This is a genomic window from Polyangium sorediatum (assembly GCF_029946465.1).
In the GTDB taxonomy this organism is placed as follows: Bacteria; Myxococcota_A; Polyangia; order Polyangiales; family Polyangiaceae; genus Polyangium; species Polyangium fumosum.
Map to the genome: position 1 here is coordinate 297572 of NZ_JARZHI010000006.1, position 22249 is coordinate 319820.

14 protein-coding genes are annotated in these 22249 nt (G+C 71.8%); 4 read left to right on the plus strand and 10 right to left on the minus strand.

The window, feature by feature from the left end; translation table 11 throughout:
• Positions 1-165: 165 nt before the first annotated feature.
• A complete protein-coding gene (locus QHF89_RS10550) occupies positions 166-4806 on the plus strand; it encodes a VIT domain-containing protein (protein ID WP_284720338.1) in 4641 nt (1546 codons plus the stop codon).
• A complete protein-coding gene (locus QHF89_RS10555) occupies positions 4803-9341 on the plus strand; it encodes a VIT domain-containing protein (RefSeq protein WP_136965547.1) in 4539 nt (1512 codons plus the stop codon). The genes QHF89_RS10550 and QHF89_RS10555 overlap by 4 nt, the downstream gene beginning before the upstream one ends.
• A gap of 84 nt (positions 9342-9425) precedes the next feature.
• Here the strand turns inward: QHF89_RS10555 and QHF89_RS10560 are convergent, their stop codons facing one another.
• The 6 genes from QHF89_RS10560 to QHF89_RS10585 all read right to left on the minus strand — a co-directional run bounded on the left by QHF89_RS10560 (position 9426) and on the right by QHF89_RS10585 (position 15605).
• The gene (locus QHF89_RS10560; RefSeq protein ID WP_136965546.1) at positions 9426-10286 is read right to left on the minus strand and encodes an SIR2 family NAD-dependent protein deacylase; all 861 of its coding nucleotides are present in this window, start codon (positions 10284-10286) and stop codon (positions 9426-9428) included.
• A 156-nt stretch (positions 10287-10442) separates the two neighbouring features.
• On the minus strand, positions 10443-11096 hold the full coding sequence (locus QHF89_RS10565; RefSeq protein ID WP_284720339.1) for a hypothetical protein: 654 nt from the start codon (positions 11094-11096) through the stop codon (positions 10443-10445).
• Between the two features lie 356 nt (positions 11097-11452).
• On the minus strand, positions 11453-12187 hold the full coding sequence (locus QHF89_RS10570; protein ID WP_136965545.1) for a ferredoxin--NADP reductase: 735 nt from the start codon (positions 12185-12187) through the stop codon (positions 11453-11455).
• A 36-nt stretch (positions 12188-12223) separates the two neighbouring features.
• Positions 12224-13966: a tetratricopeptide repeat protein gene (locus tag QHF89_RS10575; protein ID WP_136965544.1), complete on the minus strand. Its 1743-nt coding sequence runs from the start codon at positions 13964-13966 to the stop codon at positions 12224-12226.
• On the minus strand, positions 13963-14796 hold the full coding sequence (locus QHF89_RS10580) for a S8 family serine peptidase (RefSeq protein ID WP_136965543.1): 834 nt from the start codon (positions 14794-14796) through the stop codon (positions 13963-13965). Before QHF89_RS10580 ends, QHF89_RS10575 begins: the two co-directional genes overlap by 4 nt.
• Positions 14793-15605, minus strand: coding sequence for a hypothetical protein (locus tag QHF89_RS10585; protein WP_136965542.1), 813 nt, complete (start codon positions 15603-15605; stop codon positions 14793-14795). Before QHF89_RS10585 ends, QHF89_RS10580 begins: the two co-directional genes overlap by 4 nt.
• 55 nt (positions 15606-15660) lie before the next feature.
• On the opposite strand from QHF89_RS10585, the gene QHF89_RS10590 reads away from it, so the two are divergent.
• Positions 15661-16491: a J domain-containing protein gene (locus QHF89_RS10590; protein WP_136965541.1), complete on the plus strand. Its 831-nt coding sequence runs from the start codon at positions 15661-15663 to the stop codon at positions 16489-16491.
• A gap of 112 nt (positions 16492-16603) precedes the next feature.
• Here QHF89_RS10590 and QHF89_RS10595 read toward each other — a convergent pair whose 3' ends face one another.
• Complete coding sequence (locus tag QHF89_RS10595) at positions 16604-17776, minus strand: Kelch repeat-containing protein (protein ID WP_284720340.1); 1173 nt, start codon at positions 17774-17776, stop codon at positions 16604-16606.
• A 102-nt stretch (positions 17777-17878) separates the two neighbouring features.
• On the opposite strand from QHF89_RS10595, the gene QHF89_RS10600 reads away from it, so the two are divergent.
• Positions 17879-18292 carry a PilZ domain-containing protein gene (locus QHF89_RS10600; RefSeq protein WP_284720341.1) on the plus strand — a complete coding sequence of 138 codons (414 nt, stop codon included), beginning with the start codon at positions 17879-17881 and terminating at the stop codon, positions 18290-18292.
• Here QHF89_RS10600 and QHF89_RS10605 read toward each other — a convergent pair.
• The 3 genes from QHF89_RS10605 to QHF89_RS10615 all read right to left on the minus strand — a co-directional run bounded on the left by QHF89_RS10605 (position 18279) and on the right by QHF89_RS10615 (position 22060).
• Positions 18279-20030, minus strand: a complete 1752-nt coding sequence (locus tag QHF89_RS10605; RefSeq protein WP_136965538.1) for a PAS domain S-box protein — start codon at positions 20028-20030, stop codon at positions 18279-18281. The genes QHF89_RS10600 and QHF89_RS10605 overlap by 14 nt on opposite strands.
• Positions 20031-20154: 124 nt before the next feature.
• Positions 20155-21393 (minus strand): hypothetical protein, encoded by a 1239-nt coding sequence (locus tag QHF89_RS10610; protein WP_284720342.1) that lies wholly within the window; start codon positions 21391-21393, stop codon positions 20155-20157.
• Between the two features lie 10 nt (positions 21394-21403).
• A complete protein-coding gene (locus QHF89_RS10615) occupies positions 21404-22060 on the minus strand; it encodes a hypothetical protein (RefSeq protein ID WP_136965536.1) in 657 nt (218 codons plus the stop codon).
• Positions 22061-22249 lie beyond the last annotated feature (189 nt).

The following is a 22249-nucleotide window of genomic DNA, read 5'->3' on the forward strand; positions in this document are numbered from 1 at the left end:
CGACGAGGAGCGGGGTGACGTCTTCGCCTCGCTCCTCGCCCCTCCCTCGCGATCCCATCTCAAAAGGAACCAAATCCCAGCTCGGGTGTCCTGGTAGAGTCTTCTCGACAGGATCGGGGGCGCGCCTGTGCCTTCGCATTCCTTTCGATGTGGAGGCACCCCAGGATGTCCTCGTACCGCGCTCGTTCGCGCCTCGCCCTCGTGGTGCTGGCGTTCTTCGCCTTGGTTTGTCCGGGGCTGCTCACCGCGTGTCGTGAACCGGAGCGCCCGCTCCTGCCACGATCCCAGACCTGGGCCGAGCTGCGGACGGTCCGCCGCGACGTCCTGGTCGCGCCGCCCGGCGAGCCGGAACGGCCTCCGTACCCGCGAGAAAGGCTCGTGGACGGCGAGGTGGTGCGGGTGCAGGAGAACGGGCTCGCGTGGCTCCGGCGCGACGGGGGCGCGACGCTGCTCATCCGAGGCCCCGCGGAGCTCGTCCTCCACGCCGACGTGATCGACATCAAGCACGGGCGTGTCTTCGTGGACACGCCCGCGACGATCACGACCGAGCTGCGGACGCCGACCGGGCCGCTGCACCTCGCGCACGTGCGGGCGAGCATCGACGTGGCGCAGAAGGACGGCGCGTCGGACGTGTACGTGCTTGCCGGCGAGGTGCGCACGGACGGCGCGGGGCGCGCGACGGCCGGCGAGCGGCTCACGCTCGAACCCCACAAGGGCGAGCCAACGGCGAAGACGTCGCCGGTGCTCACGTGGGAGGACTGGACGGGCGGCCTCGCGACGACGGATCGCTCCGCCGAACCTTCGCCGTACGGCGTGGGCACGGTGGGCGCGCGTCGCCCGGGCGAGCAAGGCGCGCCGCGCTTCCCGCTCGCGATCCAGAGGCTCGACGTGCGTGTGTCGATCCAGGACGACTTCGCGATCACCGAGGTCGACGAGGTCTTCTTCAACCCGAGCTCGGCGACGGTCGAGGGCGTGTATCGGTTCCGCACGCCCGCGGGCGCGACGCTGCACAAGTTCGGCGTGGATCGCGACGGCGTGGTGTTCTGGGGGTACGTCAAAGAGAAGGCGGCCGCCGCCGCGCAGTACCAGGCGAACGTCTACGAGGGCAGCAAGGAGGATCCGGCGCTGCTCGAGTGGGAGGCGCCGGGCGTGTACAAGGCGCGGCTCTACCCGCTCTTGCCCGGACAATCGCGGCGTGTCGTGGTGCGTTATGCCGAGTGGCTCGGACGCACGGGCGCGCGCGGTGAACGCCGGCTCTACGTGTACCCGATGGCCGCCGAGGGCGCCGAGGGGTCGCTGCCGCACATCGAGGAGTTGACGGCCACGATCGATCTCGCGCGGGCGGGCGCGCGCGAGGTGCGCACGGGCATGAGCGGCGTGCGCGAGGGCGGGACGATCACGGTGCGCGCGCAGGACTTCGTGCCGAGGGCCGATCTCGCGATCGAGCTCTTCGACGACGGCCTCGTCGCGCCACGCGGCTACACGGCGCCGCACACGATGGATCCCGAGACGGTGCCGCCGTCGGAGCGCGCGGACGCGATGCAACGCGCGAAGACGGAGGCCGACTACGTCATCGTGCCGGTGCGATCCGCGGACGTGCCGCTCGCGAAGGGCGGGCTCGATCTGGCGATCGTGATCGACACGTCGGCCGCGACGGACGCGCCGTCGCTCGCGATCGCGCGCGCGACGACGGCGGCGCTGCTCGCGCACCTCGGCAAGGACGATCGGGTGGGCGTGTTCGGCGGGGACACGTCGCTCGTGCCGGTCGTGCCGGGCAAGGAGGGGCTCGCGCCGATCGACGAGGCGGGGCGGCGCGAGGTGCTCGCGCGGATGTCGCGCATCGAGCGAGGCGGCGCGACGGATCTCGGGGCGATGTTGAGCCAGGCCGCGGCGCTGCTCGATCCGGCGCGGCGCGGCGCGGTGGTGTACGTCGGCGACGGCGCGCCCACGGTCGGCGAGCTCAGGCTGCAGGAGCTTCGCGATCGGATGGCGAAGCTGCCGAGGCCGGTGCGGATGTTCGGCGTGGGCGTGGGCGACGAGGCGGATATGGCGTTGCTCGAAGGCCTCGCGCGGGGCGGGTTTGCCGAGCGCGTGGCCGACGCGAACGCCGCGGCGCGCGTGGCGCTTCGGCTGCTCGAACATGCTGAGCGTCCGGTTTGGCTGGGCGCGCAGGTGGATCTCGGTCCGACGGTGGAGCGCATTTTCCCGCGGGATCTCGGCGCGCTCGTGGCGGACGAGAGCATCGCGGTGATCGGCCGCGTGACGACGGCGGGGCTGCCGACGTCGGTTTCGCTGACGGGGCCCGCGGGTACGGTCAAGACGAACCTGCAGGTGACACGGATCGAGGACGAGGGGGATCTGCGGCGTCGCTGGGCGGAAGGGCGCCTGATGCAGATGATGGCCGAGGCGACGGGGCGCGCGGCGATGGTGGATCTCGGCTCGCGGCACGCGATCATCACGCCGGTCACGTCGCTCTACGTGCCGACGAAGAACGAGATGACGCCGGAGGAGCGCGCGGAGCTCGAGCGCAAGAAGGGCATGGCGCGCAGCCTCGTCGAGACGAAGCGGCGGATGGGCTGGACGCCGATCATCAAGGCGGACGTCGACGACGAGGAAGAGGAAGTCAGCGTCGCGGCCGCGGAGGTCGCGGCTGCGCCGAACGCCGACAACAAGGAAGGCGGCACGGGCACGCGCGCGAAGGGCGAAGAGGGATCGATGGGGAACCCGGTCTCGCGCTCGACGGGCAACCGCTACGGCGTGCAAGGGCCCGCGGACAACGCCGATCCGCACATCGCGCGGCAAGCCGCGCTGCGTGACGCAGCCGAGTTCGGGATGATCGGCATGCTGAACACGGGCGCGGGCGGCGATCCGAACGCGCCGACGGCGCCGTGGGGGCGCGACGACTCGCTCGCGAGTGAGCCGACCTCCGCCGTCGGCAACCAGTGGGGCAACACGATCGGCGACGGGTTCGGCGCCGGCGGCCTCGGGCTTTCGGGCGTCGCCGAGGGTGGCGGCGGACGAGGCGAAGGGATCGGACTCGGTTCCATCGGGACGATCGGGCACGGCGCGGGCACGGGCACGGGGCAAGGCTTTGGCTCGGGGCAGGGCCGGCTCGGTGGACAGCACAAGAGCGCGCCGCCGAAGATCATGGAGGCGCCGATCGCGATGCCGAGCGCCGCGGCGACGGCCGCGCCGGCGGCACGTCCGCCTGTACCGCAGCCCGCGCCGTCGCTGCCGTTCGGCTCGACGAAGCAGTCGAATGCACCAGGGGATCCGCTCGCGGGCGGGGACCTGAGTGGCAAGCCGTCTGCCGGGGAGGACATCCCCAAGGCCGATGAGGATCAGAAGCCCGCGGAGAAGGCCAAGCGCGCCTCCGGCCTCACGGGCACGACGATCGTGGTGCACGTGGGCGACGTGCCGCATCAGGCGTCGCCGTGCAGCGGCGCCGCGCTCGTTCCGTTCGAGGAGCGCGTAGGCTTGTGGCGCGAGCGGTTCGGGCGCGCCGCGGGTAACGCGCAGGGCGTGCGATCGGTTTACCGCGCGGCGCTCTCGGCGTGCGAGGCGCCGACGTGGCGGGAGAGGTCGAAGCTCGTGTCGCTCATGCTCGACGCGATGCCGTCGATCGGCGCGAAGGTGTCGCTCTGGCGCGTGATGTTCACGGATCTCGGCGTGGCCGACGCGCTCTACCGCGGGATCCTCGCGCGGGTGCGCACGGCGCAGGAGATGCGCGAGCTGCACGCGGCGCTCGGCCTGAAGACGATGGATCCGAGCCTCCTCGAGAAGCTCATCAAGGACACGAAGTCTCCCGACGAGCGGGTGAAGAAGGTGCGGGAGCTCGTGGCGCAGTGGCCGGACGATTTTGCGCTCGCGCTGCGCCTGCTCGACATGCTGGAGGATGCGTCGGACGACGCGGGCGCGCGTGAGCTCGGCAGGACGTTGCGGTCGAGGCCCGACGCGGACGCGCGGGTGCGGACCGCGGTCGGCGAGCTCTACATGCGCCTCGCGGCGAAGGAGGCCGACGCGGGCAAGAAGGCCGCGTACGAGGCCGAGGCGCGGCGGTCGTTCGGCGAGATCGTGGAGTTCGCTCCCGACGATCCGGTCGCGCGGCGCAGGCTCGGCGATCTTTTGAGGGCCCACGGTTGGTACGCGGACGCGGCGCGGCAGTACGAGACGCTGGCGCGGCTCGCGCCCGACGACACGAGCGTCTCGCTCCTGCTCGCGGCCGCCGCCGAGGGCATGGGCAAGCTCGAAGAGGCGATCAAGTGGACCGAGAAGGGCGGCGCGGCCGGCGCGCCCGACGCGGAGCAGAGCCCGGCCGTGACGGCGCGCGCGTTCGCCGCGACGTACCTCGCGTGGGGCCGGCTCCTCGCGCAGAAGAACGGCAAGAAGGACGAGGAGCAGACGCTGCGCGCGCGGCTCCTGCGGGTGATCTCGACCGAACGCGCGGCCGGCAAGGCGCCGCGCGGGGCGCGGGTCTCGTTGACGTGGTCGCACCCCGAGTTCCACCCGTCGCTCTGGACGAACGGTCTCGGCACGCAGATGCCTGCGCCGGAAGGCGACGTGACGCTGGGCATCGCGCAGGTGCTCCTGCCGATGCGCCCCGACGCACGCGTGGAGGTGCGGCTCGAAGGGGAGGACGTGGAGCACGCCGCGCGGCTCGGCGCGGAGGCGATCCTGACGATCGTCTTCGACGAAGGGGAGGACGGCGAGACCATCGTGAAGCAATCGATCCGCTTCGCGCGCGGCGGCAAGCCGGTGCGGGCGTTCGCCATCTCGAAGGGTGAGGCCCGGGAGGTCGAGCCGTGAGCGACGAGCGACGAGAAGAGCAAGACGTGAACAGCACGCCCTCCGAGGAAGCGAGCAAGGCGGCCGGAGAGGCAGCCGTTCGTCCCGAAGAACCCACGGGCAGCGCAGAGGAGAGCGCGCGCGCGAGCGAAAGCGGAGACGAAACTGCGAGCGCAGGCGGAAGCGGAAGCGGAAGCGGAAGCGAAGGCGGAAGCGGAGGCGGAAGCGGAAGCGGAAGCGGAAGCGAAGGCGGAAGCGGAGGCGGAAGCGGAAGCGGAAGCGGAAGCGGAAGCGGAAGCGGAAGCGAAGGCGGAAGCGGAAGCGACGACGACGATGATGAGCACGACGACGACGCGCCCGCGGCCGCTGCGCCTGAGCCTCCGCGCACGAAAGAGCGTCGGATCATCGTGGTCACGCGCGGCGAGAAGCTCGACACGGCCGAGTGGCTCCCCGTGAGTGATCCGCGCGCGCAGGAGCAGATCCGGCGGACCCCGCCTCCGCCCCTGCCGTCCGGAGGCGGGAGCATCCCGCCCGCGCTCTTCGCGATCGTGAGCTCGATCGTGGTCATCCTTGTAACGGTCGTCCTGCTGCGCGGGCAAGGCGAGCGGATGCCGAGCCAGCCGCTCGTGCCGACGGTGGCCGATCTGCAAGCGGTGCACGCCTCGGTGACCGCCGCGGGCGCGCCCGTGCACAAGACGCGGCGGCTCTCCGAGGGAGACGTCGTCAAGACTGATGCCGACGGCCGCGCGCGCCTGCGCCTCGACGACGGCACGGGCCTCGTGCTCGATCGAGCGACGAGCCTGCGCATCACGCAGAAGGGCGTGGCCCTCGAACACGGGCGCATCTTCGTGCAGGGCGCGCTCGGCGCGCGGACCGAGATCGAACTCGGCGAGGCGACGGGCATCGTCAGCGGAGCGAACACCGGCATCGAGCGCTCGCGCGAGCGCCCGGCGAGCGCGAAGCTCTACGCGGCGACCGAGGAGATCACGGTGCGCGCGGGCGGCGCCGAGAAGACGGTGCGCGCGGGCGAGACGGCCACGGTGGACGGCAGCAAGGTCGAGATCGCGCCCGAGCGCGGTTACGACGACTGGACCGGTGGGATGGCCGCGCCGTGGGGCGCGAAGGGCGCGCCGCGGAGGGCCGTCGGTGAGCTGTGGGGTCGGCCGGACAAACCCGGAGACGCCGGCTCCCCGCTCACGATCCGCGCGCACGACGTGGAGGCGACCGTCGCGCGGGAGCTCGCCGAGACCGAGGTGCGGACGACGTTCTTCAACGCCGGCAGCACCTCCGTGACGGGTGATTATCGCCTCGCGATCCCGCCGGGCGCGATCGTCGCGCGTTTCGCCTCCGTGCGTGGTGGCAACGTGAACGAGGGCCACATCGCGCTCGCCACGCGCGAACTGCGCGGCCCGGGGAGCTCCAGCTCGGGCGGCGAGGTGCTCGAGTGGGCCGGCGAAGGCTGGGTCCGCGCGACGATCCCGAGCATCTCGCCCGGCGCGACGGTGCAGGTGATTGTCCGGTACGTCGAGTGGCTCTCGCCCCGGCCGAAGGGCGACGGGACCTGGGTCGTGCAGTACCGCTACCCCATGGTCTCGGACGCCGCGCCTCCGCTCATCGGCGAGTTTTCCGCGAAGATCGACGCGACGCAGTCGAGCCCGAAGTCGATCGGCGCAGGGCTCGGCGCGCGCGTGACGGGCAGCACCGTCGAGGTGCGGCGGCCCGATTATCGGCCGACCGCGGACCTCGTGGTGGACGTCGCGATCGAGCCTTCGTCGGCGCCCGCGCGGCTCTTCGTGGCGCCGCCGTTCGAGGGAGACGAGGACGATCCGGCCTCGACGATCCTCGTGCGCACCGAGGTGCCCGAGGCGCGCGCCGAGGACGGGGTCACGCTCGCGCTCGTGCTCGATGTCTCGTCGAGCGTGGAGCCGGCGCTGCTCGATGCGGAGCGTGCGCTCGTCGACGCGGTGCTCTCGGGCCTCGGGGCGCGCGACAAGGTGGTCGTGCTGGCCGCCGATCAGACCGTGCGTCCCCTCGGCCCGGCCGCGATCGGCCCGGTGGACGAGGCGCGCCGCAAGGCGATCCGCGATGCGCTCGGGCAGATCTCGACAGGCGGCGCGACGGATCTCGGCCGCGCCCTCGAAGCCGGTGCGGACGCGCTTCCGGCCGACGCGCCTGCGGGCATGGTGATCTACGTGGGCGACGGCTGGCCGACCGTTGGAGATCCAACGGTCGATCGAATCCAGGCGCGGCTCGCGCGCCGGCAGGGCGGGGCGCCGCGCCTCGGGGCCGTGGGCGTCGGGCCGCTCGTGAACCGGTTCGCGCTCGCGAGCCTGGTGCGCGGTTCGGGGCCGCTGCTCGAGATCGCGGACACGACCGACGCCGCGCGCGTCGCGACCGAGCTCATCGCCGAGGCGCTCCAGCCTGCGGTGGCGGGCGTCGAGGTCGTGTTCGGGACCGAGGTCGATCGCATCTACCCGCGCTCGGCCCGCGCGATCACAGCCGGCGAGACGGTCTTCGCGGTGGGGCGCGTGCGCGGGGATCCGCCGCGCTCGATCACGCTTCGGTACCGGGATGCGCGCGGCGTGCACGAGGAGAAGCGGCCCGTCGTCGTGGAGCGCGCGCTCCGCGAGCAGGACGTGGCGCGGCGCTGGGCCGCGGCGCGCGTCGAGGAGATCGCGCTGAAGGGCAAGGGGCGGGAGGCCGCGACCGACGTGGCCCTGCGTGCCGGCCTGCTCACGCCGTGGACCGGCTTCGTGATCGGCGGCCCGCGCGTCTACCCGCCGTCGCTCTTGCAGACGCGCATCCTCGACCTCTCGGCCGGGCCCGAGTCCGGCTTCTCGGCGGCGTTTGCCACGCCGCGCGCGGCGGCCGGGACGCTCATGAACGTCCCGCAGGAGACCGAGTCGGCCGAGGACAAGGACGACGAGGCCGCCTACAAGGCCGCGGTGGCCGAGGCCGCTGCGAGGCTCCTCGACGAGGCGGGCCCTTCGGTCCGCGCGTGTCGCGACTCGCGCGCGGCGCTCCGGCCGGAGCTCTCGGGCAAACTCGACGTGAACTTCTCGATCGACGGCGAAGGCCGCGCCGACAAGGTCCGCGTGAAGGGCGTCGCCGGCGCGGACGACGACGCGCTCAACCGATGCGTCGAGGTCGTCGTGCGCGGGATGATCTTCCCCGCGAGTGGGCTCACCGTGTTGATCGAGGTGACGCGCACGCTCGGCTTGCCGCCGCCGCGCGCGACGCTGCGGGGCCGCAAGTGCTCGCCGACCTCGTTCCTGCCGATGCCGCTCCGCCGCGGCGTGTGGCGCGAGCGACTCGAACGCAGCCAGGCCGACGTGGTGTACGTCGAGGCGAAGCAGTCGTGCGAGCTGCCCACGTGGACCGATCGCCGTGCGCTGCTCGAGCTCATCCTCGTGAACGAGCCGAACGGCCTCGCGCGTGTAGGCGTCGCGGGGCGGCTCGAGCTGCTCGGCGAGAGCGACGCGGCCGCGCTGCTCCGGCGCGAGGCGATCCGCCGCGCGCAGAGCCCCGAGGAGCTCTACGCGATCAAGCGCGAGCTCGTGGGCAGCGAGCGGTACCCCGTGGGCACGTTCCGGAAGCAGTACCGCGCGGCGGACGGCGACAAGGGGCGGCTCGCGGTCGTGCGCCGCTTCCTCGGGATTGCGCCGCACGACGCGCGGCTCCGGCGAAGGCTCTTCGCGTTGCTCGAAGCGCTCGATATGAAAGCCGAGCTCTCGGAGGAGATCCGCCGCGCTCGCCGTGATCCGTTTGCCGACGCGGGCTTGCTCGCGGACGCGGCGTCGGCGCTCCTGCGCATCGGCGACGAAGCGGAGGCGCGCCGGACGTTTGGCGAGCTCTCCGAGCGCGCCCCGCGAGACCCCTGGGCGCGCGCCTTCCTCGGGGATCGCCTTCGCAACGAAGGCTTCTTCGACGACGCCTCTCTGGCCTACGCGGTGCTCGAAGAGCTCGTCCCCGAGGAGCCTGCGGCCGTGATCCGCCTCGCGCTCGCGCATGCGGGCGCGGGTCGGCTCGACATCGCGCACCGCATGCTCGCGCGGGTCGCGCAGACGGGCGGCCGCGCGGGGGACGAGACGCTCGGCAGGCTCGCGGGCTACCTCGCGCATGTCCTGCTCGCGGAGGGGTGCGGCCAGCAAGGGCTCTCGGAGTCGGACACGGATCGCCTCGCGCGCGCCTCACTGGAGCTCCCGTACCCGAATGCCGCCGTGGTCGCGCTCGTCCGTGCCCCTGCGGGCGCGCTCGCCCTCGACGTGAAGCTCCTGCGCGACAAGACCGAGGACCCCCTCGGCCCCGACGTCGCCGCGGCGGGCGTGGGCCTCTACGCGCTCCGCTTTGGCCTCGCGGAGAAGTCGCCGATCTCCCTCCGCCTCGCGCGCCCCGAAGAGCTCGCGCCCGCGCGCGCGACGAAGGTTCGTGTCGATGCGCTCGTGCCCGACGGTGAGGGCAAACCGCCGAAGCTCGTCTCGATCGACGTCGAGCTCCCGCCGACCGGCAAACCCCTGACGCTCCGCTGGACGGGCAGCGCGTTCACGCCGGGTTGAGGTGAGCGGTGGCGTCCCCCGGGATGCCGCCGCTCGTTCTTTTGAGCTCCCAACAATCGCGCCATCGAATGCGCGTCGCGCAGGTCAGCCCTTTGCGTGGGGCTTGATGCGCGCCAGGATCTCGGTCAGCGCCGCGCGGGCCCCGAGGGGCAGGCCCACGTGCCCCGCGGGGACCTCGGGCTCGCGGACGTTGATGCGTACGAGCAGGCCGCCGAGGCTCGTGACGATTCGTTCGCTGAAATGACGAACCGTGGGGATGGCCGTGCCGGCGCCGCATTCGATCACGACCACGCGACCGCGCGCCTCGCCCCGGATCGACACGAGCCACGCCCCGAGCCTCTCCTCCTGCGCGTCGGTGCGGCTCGCGTCCCAGCCTCCGTCGCCGAACATGAGCACGTTGGGCCGGGCCATCGCCCCGCAACGTGGGCAGACTGGAAGCGGCTCCTTGGCGCGGAATGACGTCGGATCCACTTCGACCGTGTAGGGATCGGCGGGGAAGACTCCGGCGCCGCAGGCGCGCGTGCATTGCATGAAATCGATGGCGCCGTGGCACTCGACGATGCGCGCGGGGTCGAAGCCTGCGCGCTGGAACTGACCGTCGACGTTGGATGTGAAAACGAAGCAACTGTCGTCCATCCTGCGCGCGAGCCGCGCGAGCACCCTGAAGCCGTCATGCGGCTGCGTCTTGCGGTAGAGCTCGAGGCGGTGACCATAAAAACCCCAGGCGAGGGTGGGATCCTTCGCGAACCAGCGCGGATTCGCGAGGGACGAGAAGCCGAGGCCGAGGTCCTTGTACGGCGGGTACGCACGCCAGAATCCCTCGTCGCCGCGAAAATCTGGCAGACCCGAGTCGACGCCCATGCCCGCGCCCGCCGCGATGACGAGCGCGCGCGCGGTTTCGAGGGCACGAGCGGCTTGCTCGTAGAGGGAATCATGCGGGGTCATGGGAACTCCTCGTGCGCCCCCCGGTCGTGAGCGGCGCTCGTCATCGAATCATCGGCCGGCGCGGAGGCGGTATAAAAACGCCTGCCCCTTCGTCGACGCGCGGCGGGGGCGAAGACGAAGGGGCAGGGGAGCGCGGCAGGGAGGTGCCCGGCGCTGTCAGGGCGTGACCGGCGTGCAGGCGCCCGTGGTCGGGTCGTTTTCGTTCGCCGTGCACTTGAACTGGGGCATTGCCGGGCAGGGAATCGGGGGGCAAGCCGCGTCGCAGTCGGCGTTCTCGTACTTGTTGAGCGCCTCCTTGTAAGCGACGACCTCGGGCAGATCCTGGGCGAGCACGCTGATGGGGCAGCAGGGGCCCGCGATGATCTCCTGGCACTGTGCGATTTCGGGCTGCAGCGGGTAACATTTCGTCGCTTCGACGAGCTTGAGGTCGACGTCGGCCTTGAGCGGCTCGCAAACGGCCGCATTTCCGCCACTTCCGCCCGAGCCACCCGCGCCCGCGCCGCCGGAGCCATTGCCACCCGCGCCGCCGGAGCCATTGCCGCCCGCGCCGCCGGAGCCATTGCCGGCGCCCGCGCCGCCCGCGCCATTGCCGCCTTGCCCGCTGCCGCCTTGCGCGGTGCCGTTGCCCGAGCCGCCGGCGCCGTCACCGCCGTCACCGCCGTTGCCTCCGCCGCCGCCCGTCCCCGGGGGACAGACCTGGCCGGCCGGGCAGCCTGTCGCGCCGCCGGTGGGTTCGACCTGCTGATCCCCCGGGCATCCAGCCAAAAACAACGCCGCACCCGCCACCTGAGCCAGCAAGACGAAACGCATGACCCCTCCTCGCATAGAGAAAGCTTCGCCAAGATCCAACATTGGACGTAACATGGAAATTTTATAGCTTCGGGGCCAGCCTTCGTCCACCGAGCGCGCCGCATTTCGGCGCGCGTCTGCGCGCTCGGTCGAGGATCCCTACGGGCGGCCCCTCAGAGCTCGTTTTGGCGCGTGATTCAGCGTCGCGCAGGCAGCGGCGGCGTTTTCGGGGTCGATATTCCAGTCAGGGGCGCCGAATTTGCCGTCGATGCACACCATACAGAAACGGCTGTCCAGTGGCTCGACCCGGAGCGTGGGGAACGACTTGAACACGCGCGTAGGTACAGGTTCGTCGCGCCACACCCGAAAGGGCTCGATCAGTCGTACCGCTCGGTGTGCACGTGCTTGCGGTCGACGCCGAGCTCGTGACGACAGAGCTCGCGCACGGCTTTCACCATGCGTTCGAGGCCGCAGACGTAAACGTGCGGCGCAGCAGACGCGCCCGCCGCTTCGAGCTCGCGGAGCAGGGCAGGGACGTGCGTCTGGACATACCCGCTTTTGCCCGTCCAGGACTCGCCCGGTCGCGAGAGCGTGATCGTGTACCGCACGTGCGGGTGCGCGCGGGTGAAGGCCTCCATCTCGGTGCGGTAGAGGATGTCCTCCTCGAAACGCGCACCGAAGAGCAGCCAGAGCGGCGCCTTCGAACCCGACGCGAGCGCGGCCTGCATCATCGCGCGGAGCGGCGTCACGCCCGTCCCGGTGCCGACGAAGAGCGAGGGGCTCGGGTCGTCCGGCGCGCGCGTGAACAGGCCGTGCGGGCCGATCGCCGAGAGGACGGAGCCTTCGGAAAGATCGTGCAAATACGTCGAGCCCGGGCCGCAGGGGACACGCGTGACGGCGACCTCGAAGCGGCTCGATCCGTCGGGCGCCGACGCGATCGAATACGCGCGGCGACACTCTCCCTCAGGGAGCGGCAAGACGAGGTTGATCCATTGCCCCGGGTCGTGATCGAGAGGCCGATCGTCGACCCGTTCGAACACGAGCTGCCGCACCGTCGGCGCGATCATCGTCGCCGACGCGAGCCACACCTCGAACGTCTCGGGTTTTTTCATCCGGCGACGCGGAACATAGGGGGAGGCGCCGTTACGTCAAGCGGGCCCATCCGTGGGATCCCTGCGCACCGCGAAGCCCGCCATCACCGCGCGCCCCTCGGCCTCGGGATCCCACGCGACGCTCGCGCCGACCTCGAGCGTCGCCGGCGGCAAGGAGAGCGCCGCAGCCACGATCGGGCCTAGATCCAGCGCCTCGACGAGAGGCCCGACCTCACCCGCGAGCGGCGCCGAGAGGACACGCGCCTCCGCGACGCGGGAGAGCCTCGCCCGCGCATCGCCGCCGAGCGCGACCTTCAGCGAGGCGAGATCACGGCCTACCTCGACGATCGGCGTGCTCGCGAGCCAGGCCCACACGACGATCCCGGGCATGTCTGCGATCGCGGCCGCTGCGCTGCGCTCGGAGGGCAACGAGGGCCGCCCCGTGCCCGCGCTCGGGCTCGCCACGGCTGCCACGAGGAGGCCTGACGGGGCGAGGCAAAAGGAGGAGAGGCGGGCGAGGTTGCGTTGCGCGGTGGTCTTCGCCTCGGCCAGGCGCGCGAGCTCGTCGGGCGCGGCGTGGAGGAGCTCCACCTCCTGGGCCACGGAGAGGTGCGGCAACCCCTGCGACGCGGCCGCGATGGCCTTTTCGGAGGCGCGCGCGCCTCCCGCCGAGAACGTCCGATCGTCCCGCAACACCTCGGCGACGCGGCCCGAGAGGCCGAGCGCGGCGAGCTGCGAAGCCGGGCCGAAGAAGCTCGTGGGCGCCCGAGGTTCGGGCACGGAGGCGCTCGTGCGTGCCTCGATCCTCGCGCGATCCCAGCTCGTGAGCGCGGCGCCGAGCGGGTTTCCCACCTCGCCGAAGAGCGTCGCCGCGGCTTCGAGATCCTCGCGCGCGTTCGTATCGCCGAGGTCCATCCGGGCGCGGCCGATCGCGCGTGTGGCGTAGGCGATCCACAGGCGGAGCGGCGGGCGCGCGGCGGCGGCGATCTCGCGGGCGCGGGTCGCGAGGGCGAGGGCGTCGTCGGGGCGGCCGCGCGCGCTCGCCACGTCCGCGAGGAAGTTCAGCGCGCGGGCCTGGCCGAAGACGTCGCCGACCCGCGAGCAGAGCCACTCCTGTCGCTGCAGGAAATGCCGCGCGCGTTCGAGGTTGCCGAGCGCGAGCGCGGCCGAGCCGAGCTGCCCGAAGGAGATCGCCTCGCCGATGATGTCGCCGTGCTGGTGGTGCAGCTCGGCCGCGTGCTCGAGCAGCTCCCGCGCCGCGCCGTGCGCGCCCATGACCACGTAGAGCGTCCCGAGCGAGTTCAGGATTTTCGCGCGTTCGTCGAGGAACGGCTGCGATCGTTCGAGCGCCCAGAGCAGGCTGCGCTGCGTCGCCGCCGCGTCGCCGAGCAGCCGCTCCGCCGCGCCGCGGTAGTGCGTCGCGACGACCTCGACGAGCGCGTCGCCGTCCGCTTCCCGCGTGAGGGCTTCGAGCATCGCGATCGACTCGCGGTACACCGCGCGCGGGCCGCGCCGCACCGCTGCCAGGATCGCCTCGCACCGCGCGATCTTGCTGGCGCGCGTCTCGCCGAGATCCGCGAACGCCGCGGCCGCCGCGGACAGGCTCTCGCGCGCCACGTCGAGCGCGCCTTCCCGCTGGCCGAGCGCGCCCTTCGCGAAGAGGCGCGCGGCGGCGCGCAAGGGATCGAGGCCTTGGGCTTCGAGGCGCGCCATCTCGGCGTGCGCCTCCTCCGCGGGCGCGCTCTTCAGGAGCCGCGCGATCGAAGAGACCTCGTGAAGGGGGTCCAAGGGACGGATCATGATGAGAGCGCGCCTCCGTGATCGATCTGCGCGGGGGGGAGCGAGACACGCGGAAGGCCTGCTTCGCGTTCGAGCCGCCGGGCCGCGAGCGCGTGCAGCGCGGCCTTGATGTCCTGGATCGAGAAATCGGATCGGTCGCGCCGGAGGCGCGCGACGTGCGCCGCCACGTGGGGCGCGGCGAACGAGGTGCCCGTCCACCTCCGCTCGCCGCCACCGAGCGCGGGCGCGAGCACGTCGTTGCCCGGCGCGAGGATCTCCCAGTCGGCCGTGATCTCGGTTCGCAAGAACTCCGGATCGTCGGACGACGCGCGTCCCACGCCGATCAGGGATTTGAAGCGGCCCGGGTAGGTCCGGAACGCCGACGCGTTGGGCCCCGACGCCACGAGCACCACGCCGGCCGTGTACGCGATGTCCGCGATCTCGTAGAGCTCGACGATCGATTTGTAGTCGGTCGGCCGGAGCGGCGCGCCCTTGGGCACGTCGATGCCGAGGCTCAGGTTCACCACGTCGAAGCCCTCGCGCACGCAGAAGCGCGTCGCCGCGAGCAGCCCGTCGCGCGAGCATCGGCCCTCGGGCGAGAGCACGCAGACGCTCGTGATCTCGGCGAACGGCGCGAGCCTGTGGATGATGCCCGCGCACGCCGTCCCGTGGCCCGAACGATCGACAGGTTCGTCGGGACCGACCGCGTATCCCTCGCCCTTCCGCTCGACGCGCAGCGAGCGAAGCGCTGCGTTCACGAGCCACGGGTGCGACGTGTCCACGCCCGAGTCCACGAGGGCGACACGCACGCGGCGCGCCTCGTTCGTCGCCTCTGCGCTCGTCTCCGTCATGGCGTTCCGTCGTAGGACGCGATGCCGCCCATCGAGGCCGCGTAGGCGTCGATGCGGCCGAGCACCTCGGCGCAGAGCATGGCCTCGGCCGGCCCGCGATCGCAGAGCTTGCCCACGGCGAGCGCGAGCTGGAGCCGCTCTTTGTACGTCGGCCCGAGCCGCAGCGCGTGGATGTACTGCGCGAGCGACTCGCGCAGCGACGTGGGCGCGTCCGCGCCGAGCAGGTCCGGCAGCGCGCGCGCGAAGAGCGAAAAGATCATCTGCTCGGTGCGGAACGACTCGACCGTCAACGCGAGCACCTCGGCGAGGCGCTCGGCCATCTCCAGGTGATGATCGCCGAGCGGCGTGTCCGCCGCGAGCAGCGCGGCGCCGCCGATCGTGGACTCGCCGATGCGGATCGGGACGAAGATGCCCGCCGTTGGCTTCGTCGCGAGCGCGGGGCGCAAGGCGGCGATCATCGGATCGTCCGGGCCGAGCTCCGCGGCGTGCGCGCCGCCGCCGCCGAGCAGGTAGGCGAAGGGCGTCCCGCTCGGGAGAAACTCCAGCGTGGCGCGGCGATAGCCTTGGGCATCGGCCACGACGGGGACGCTGAGCCGGCCGAGCGTCTCGACTTCGAGCGCGACGAGCGCCTCGGCGCAGGGGAGCGCGAGGCAAGCGAAACGCAGGTGCTCGCCGAGCCCGCGCATGCGCACCTCCGATTGACCCACGAGGGCGGCGGACTCCAGCGTGGCGAGCAGATCTCGCAGCCGGCTCGAGAAGCCGAGCAACGAGGCTCGGGCGACGTCGGCGGCGGGCGCGGGAAGCGTCATGGCCGCATCCTACAAAAACTTGGCCACGATCGGAGGCTTTGGGTAACCGACGCCCATGATCCTGCCCAGCCGGCTCTCGGCGACGACGCTCGGGGATCTGCTCGGGAGGCTGTATCGCCAGCGGACAACGGGCACGCTCGAGCTCTCCGATCTATGGGCGCCTCCCGGCGCGGTGTCGTCGAGGCACAAGATCCACCTGGCCTCGGGCCTCGTCTCCGGTGTGGAGTCGAGCTTGCCCGCGCCGCCTCTCGGGGAGCTGCTCCGGCGCGAAGGGTTCCTCGGTGAGCCGGCGTTGCGCGCGCTCCTGCGCCGCCTCGGGGACGGCGATCCGCGGCCGAGCGGGGAGATCCTCGTCGCGGAGCGCCTCGCGGATCCGTCGACCGTTGAAGCCGCGCTGCGCGTGCAGCTCCGCATGAAGCTCGACGCGCTCTTCGAGCTAGAGGACGCGGCCATCGCGTTTCACACGGCCCGGCCCATGAAGATCGCCGCGCGCCGCATTCACCCGCTCGAACCACGTGATTTTCTGGTGGGCCGGCCGCGTCTGCGGGATCTCGTCCCCGCGTCCGAGGTCCGCTACCGCCGCGCGCCGGCGCGCGCGCAAAGGTTTTACCCCGGCGCGCCGAAGGCCGAGGAGGAGACACGGAGGGAGCCGCCGCGCGCGTCGTCGTCGCGGTTTTGCCACCCGATCCCCGAAGCGAAGCGGCGTGCGCTGGCGAAGCTTGGTCTCTCGGAAGCGGCCAGCGAAAACGAGGTGCGGCGCGCTTTCCGCAAGCTCGCGATCGAGCTGCATCCTGATCGCCACGTCACGGCTCCCGCAGCGACGCGGGATCGGAACGCCGCGCGGTTTGCCGAGGTCAGCGCGGCGTATCACGTGCTCGTGGCCTAGATCAAAGCGGCGCTTCGGCGCTTTGCGAGATCGCGTAGCGAGTTCGCCTCGGGGGGTGAATCGGCCGGGCTCTGCCTGGCCGAGAGGGGGACGCGAGGCGTCCCCCTCGGGACTAAAGCGGCGCTTCCGCGCCCGTATTCGTACGTGTCGACGGATCCGTCCGCCCGCCCCACGCGATCACCGAGCTCTTCGTGTACACGAGTGTCGCCCCGTACCGCGCCGGGAGGTTTGCCTGCGCCGCGATCGGATACCACGTGCCGCCGTCCCGACCCGGCACGTATTGCCCCCCGTCTCCTTCGATGTTGTTCGGCATGCAAGGTGTTTCCCGACAACCTCCCCACACGACGAGGTGATTGCCGGCCCACACGCTCGCGTGATCGGCGCGGATGCCTGGAGCGCCTGTGATTGTCGTCGGCGTCCATTCGTTCGACTCCGCGTCGAGCTGCCCGCCCGTGTTCAAGTTGACGCCGCCGTTCCATCCGCCCCACACGAGGAACAACGGGCCCGTGGCGACCAGGGTCATACGCTCGCGCCGCTCCGGCACGTTGCTCGTTCCCGTCGGGCGGATCCACACGCCCTGCGGCGTGCCCGTGGGATCGAACCACAAACCGTCGTTGAGCCAATCGAAGGCGTCGGTCCCGCCCCAGACCACCATCTGCTGCCCGGACCACGCGGCGCCGTGATACCGGCGCCCCTTCGGGGCTCCTGCGCCGTTCGTGCTCATCCACGTGTCCGTCTCCGGATCGTAGATGCCGCCCGAGCCGAGCACGTTCGCCCCGCTCGCGCCGCCCCACACGATCATCTTCGAGCCCGTCCACACCGCGGTGTGCGCGAAGCGCGGCGGAGGTTGTCCCATCGTGCTCATCGGCGTCCACGTGTCCGTCGCCGGATCGTAGATCCCGCCCGCGGCTTCGAGATCCGCGGCGCCGAAGCCTCCCCACACGATCATCTTCGAGCCCGTCCATACCGCGGTGTGCGAGAACCGCGCGGCCGGCGCGCCCGCCGTGCTCGTGCTCGTCCACGTGCGCGTGGCCGGATCGTAGATGCCGCCCGTGTTCGTCGCGGCCGGGTTTCCGCCGAGATCGCCGCCCCACACGATCATCTTCGAGCCCGCCCACACGGCCGAATGCGCGTACCGCGGCGCGGGCGCGCCGTTCGTGGGCAGCGCGTTCCAGACGATCTCCTTCGGCGGCCCGTCTTGGTCCGGCGGCTCGTTCGAGGCGGGATCACCGCAGGCGAGGCAGGCGAGAGGCAGGAGCGCGAGGACGAAGGTACGCGAGGACATGGCCCGAGCGTATCCCAACGCGGCGCGCTCCGGGGACGTGGGAAAGGCGCTTTCTTGGCCGCGTTGGGGCGGCTCGGTAGGCTTCGCGCGAGGAGGCCACTGATGGAGATGTTGCTTGTCAACGAGCGCCGCGTCCCGCGCCATGCCGTGACCGTCGAGTGTCAAGTCGTGCGCGAGGACGATTTCACCATGCTCGGCGCTCGGGGCGTCGACCTGTCCACCTGCGGGATGCTCCTCGTCGCGGACGTGCCCGCCACCGTGGGCGACGACGTCCTGATTTCGCTGCGAATCCCCGGGCGGGAGCAGTGGATCGACGCCCGCGGCAAGGTCACGCGGATCGCCGACGAGCTCGCCGCGCACGAGGGCCGCCGCGGCGTCGGCATCGCGTTCGAGCTCCCGCCGGGCGGGACGCGCCATGCCCTCGAAGAGGCGCTCTGCGCGTATCCCACGGTCGTGTCGTCGCGCGCGCCACGCGTCGATTACGCCGCCACCGTCGACATGATCAGCTTGCTTTAGGACCGCTGCCGCGCCGCGACATCCCGAGCGCGATCGAGACCGCGCGTTCGAGCGTGCTGCAAGGCCGGAGCACCGCGATCTCCTCGGCGTGGGCGACGAGCTCCCGCGCCACGAGGGCGCCGACGCCCGTGAGGAGCGTCTCGGCGCCGAGCAGCCGCACCGCGCGCGCGGCCCGCACGAGGCCCTCGGCCACCTCCGCGTCCACCACCGGCACGCCCGTGATGTCGAGGATCACCATGCGCGCCCCGTGCGCCGTGGTCCCCGCGAGCACCGATCCGAGCAGCCGTTCGGCGCGCGCCGCGTCCACCCGCCCCACGAGCGGCATCACGAGCACGCCGGGCGCCACGGGCAGGATCGGCGTCTCCAGCTCCTCGATGAGCTTTTGTTGCGCCACGATGAGCTGCTCGCGCAGGAGCGCCCGCTCCTCCTCCGCGCGCCGCTCCTCGGTCCGATCCCGGATGATCGTGCCGAACGACGCGGGCGTCCCGTCCTCGTTCGTCATGACGAAGAGCACGCCTTGCGTGGCGATCTGTGTCCGATCCCCGCGCAGGAGCACGAGATCGCCGCGGTACTGGCCTTCGGCCCGGAGCGCTGTGTCGATGCTCCGGGCCTCCGCGGCCGTCGCGAGCACGTGCGCCACGTTGGTCCCGACGAGCGGACGTCGATCGAGCATGTCCTCGAACGCCGCGTTTGCGTACGTCAGTTCGCCGTCGAGGCCGACGATCGAGATCCCGTCGGGCGCGCGGTCGGCGAGCGCCTTCCAGCGCCGGAGTTCGTTCACCTGCGCGCTCACCTCGCGCGCGAGCCGATCCCGCTCGGCTTCGGCCTGCACGCGCTTCGTGACGTCCCGGATCGCGACGACGACCTCGCCCGTGCTCGACCGCGAGAACATGGCCTCGAAATGCATGGGGCCGTCGGGCGTCTCGACGGAGTACCTGTCCATCCTCGGCTCGCCGTCCTCGGCCACGTCGCGGATGATGTCGGCTTGCCGTCGCGACCAGTCGGTGCCGAACACGTCGACGAGGCGCCGCCCGAGGAACTGCGCCGGCGAGACGAGCAGCGGCACGTCCCGCGCGGGCTTGCAGTCGAGGAACCGCGTGTCGCGGCCCATCACGAAGAGCAGATCGGGCACGGCGTCGAGGAGCGCGCGGTTGCGCGCCTCGACCGCGCGCACCGACGTCACCGTCGTGCTGAACTCCTCCTCCGCGTCCTTCAGCGATCCGTACGACGCGATGATCTCGCCTTGCTCGTTCCGCACTACGCCCGTGAACAGGCGCGCCCACATCCAGGTCCCGTCCTTGCGGCGGTAGCGCTTCTCGAACTCCACGAAGGGCCGCGTCCCGCGCGCGAGCGACGCGAAGAGCGTCCGCTCGACGGGCAGATCATCCGGGTGCGAGATCTCGTCCGGGGAGCGTCCGCGCAGATCGTCGAGCGTGTAGCCGAGCAGGGCGACGAAGGCCTCGTTCATGTCCACGAAACGCCCGGCGCTGTCGGTCAGGATCATGGCGGTCGGGACGCCGTGGAAGAGCTCGCGGTAGCCCGCGGCGAGACATCTCTCTCGCTCCCGCGCCGCGCGGGCCTCCGCGAGCTCTGCTCGGAGCGCGCTCACCTCGGCGCGCAGCGCCTCCACCTCGTCCCGATGCTCCATCGCCCGCTTCGTGTCCTTGATGAGCCAGCGCGAATCGCGCTTGTTTGGGGTCGCATCCTCGCACGACGCGCGCGCGCCCGTCGACCGCATTGGAGGCGCCGCCTCTGCGCTGCGCGCGCGGATTTCCAGTCCACCCGAAGAATGGGGAAGACGGACGCGCGAGCCAAGAGGTCGCCGTCGGTACGCCGCGCCTCGTGTTCGAGGTCCTAGCGTTTCATTTCGAGGAACGATCGAGCGCTTCGGGCGGGAAGCCGAGCAAGCGTTCGAACAGCCGCGGATAACTCGGCGCGCGTTCTTTCAAGGAGCGCGCGAGCAGCGGGCCGTCCTCGGCCTCGATCGCTCGCTCCACGGCGGGGATCCGGTATCCGCTGCCCGTCGCGATTGCGCGCAGCGCTTCGAGCGCCTCGGCGCGCTCCTCCGGACGGCGATCCATGGCGAGGATCCGGAGCGCGAGCTCCGCCGCGAGGGGCACGTCGCCGAGCGACGTCGCCGCGGGAAGCGTCGTTCGGCAGAGTTCGGCCGCGAGCGGATCTCCGAGCGTCGCGAGCAGCCGCGACACGCGCGCCGCGATCGTCAGATCGAACAGGGTCGCGGGTCCTGCCGCGAGGCGTGACTCCACGCGCCGCACGCATTCCTCGGTGATCGCGTGCGCCCGCACCGGGTCGCCGAACGCGGCGAGCGCCTCGGCGTGGCGGATCTCGAAGATCGGCCGCCGGATCGGGTGCGCCTCCGCGGCCCAGAGCGCGGCCACGAGCAGCGCTTGCTCGCCGCGACCGAGCCGGCAGAGCGAGACCAGGTACGCCTCGCGCCGCATCGCTTCGAGCACCGGATCGGCCGGCGCCGGCGCCTGGCTGCGCGCGATCTCCAGCGCCGCTTCGTGACGACCCGAGCCGAGCAGCGTCCGGAGCGTCTCGATCGCCACCATCGACGCGAGCGCGCCCTCGGCGCCGCCTTCGCCCGGCCCGATGCGGGCCCAGGTCGCGGGGGAAACCGTCAGCGCCCCGAACACGAGCCCCTGGCCTCGCAAGAGCCCCGACAAACGCTCCAGCACGCCGAGCGCCTCGTCGGTCCGCCCGAGCCGCGCGTCGAGCCGCGACAGCTCCACGAGCGGGCCGAAGCCGAGGAGCAGGACGGACGTATCGCCCGACGTCTCCGCCTGCTCCGCCACGCAATCGAGCCCCGCGTGGCAAATGAGCCGCGCCTCGTTCGGGCGGCCCAAGGAGCTCGCGAGGAGCGCCGCGTCCTGGTGCGCGCGGGCGAGCGCCGCGGCGCGCTCCATCGGGTCTTCGGGCGCCGTGTCCAGCCTTTGCAGCACCTCGGCCGACCAGCTCGCGAGTTCGCGCCGCACGTGACGATCGTAGGGCGCGAGCGGCTCGTCCGTGATGAACCGCCCGTCCACGCGCCGCCGCGACGACGCGGGGCCGTTCGCCGATTGCAATGCATTTCGTCGCACGGGCACCTCTTCAAGCAAGGACACGGAAACCCTCCTCGCCCCAGGCCGTCGCGAGCTCCAGCAGTTCGCTGTCCTCGAGCTCGGCGAGCGCGGCGAGCTCTTCGTCGCTCAGCGCGTCGATATCCTCTTCCAGGGCCATCGCGGCGACCTCCTCGATATCGCGATCGTCGAGGTCGCCCATTTCGGTGTCGCACTGCGCGAGCAGATCGTCGATGTCGCTCGGCGTGAGCCCGAGGCCCTCGTGTTCGGCCTCGTCTTCGGCCGCGCCGAATCCCGTCTCGAAGATCCCCATCCCGCGGCCCGAGATGCGGAAGATCGGCGTGCGCTCGGGCTTGTCCCCTTGCGCCCGGCAGAGCGCGTTTTGCAGAGACGGCCCGCCCGGCTCGCATACGATGACCGCCACGCGCCGGACGCCCGGCCGCGCGCGGAGCGCCTGGATCGCCGCGGTCACCGCCTCGTCGCCGGCCTCGTCGTCCTCTTCGAAGCAATACGTCTCGGGGCCCGCGCCGCGCGTCCAGAGCGCAGCATAGATCCAGGCCGCCGTGCGCACCGAGGAGCGATGCGAGCAGAGGAGCACGGCCGTTCCCTCGTCGATTCGCACGTAAGTATTCAGGAAGACGTCGATTCCTTGCATGGCCAGGTCCGAGGAATGGTTCGAGTCGTTCATCGTTCGCTCAAAAGGAGGGGGCGCGCCCACGTTCGGACGCACCTCCGCACAAAAAACGGCCCTCGCCGCGCTTCCTGCGCGAGCGGACCTCCCCCGAGCGCCGGCTCATGTCCCGCGAGCCGTGAACCCATGCATACGCAATCTCCGGGTTCGCCGCAATGGAATCGATCCCGCGATCGGACATTCTCC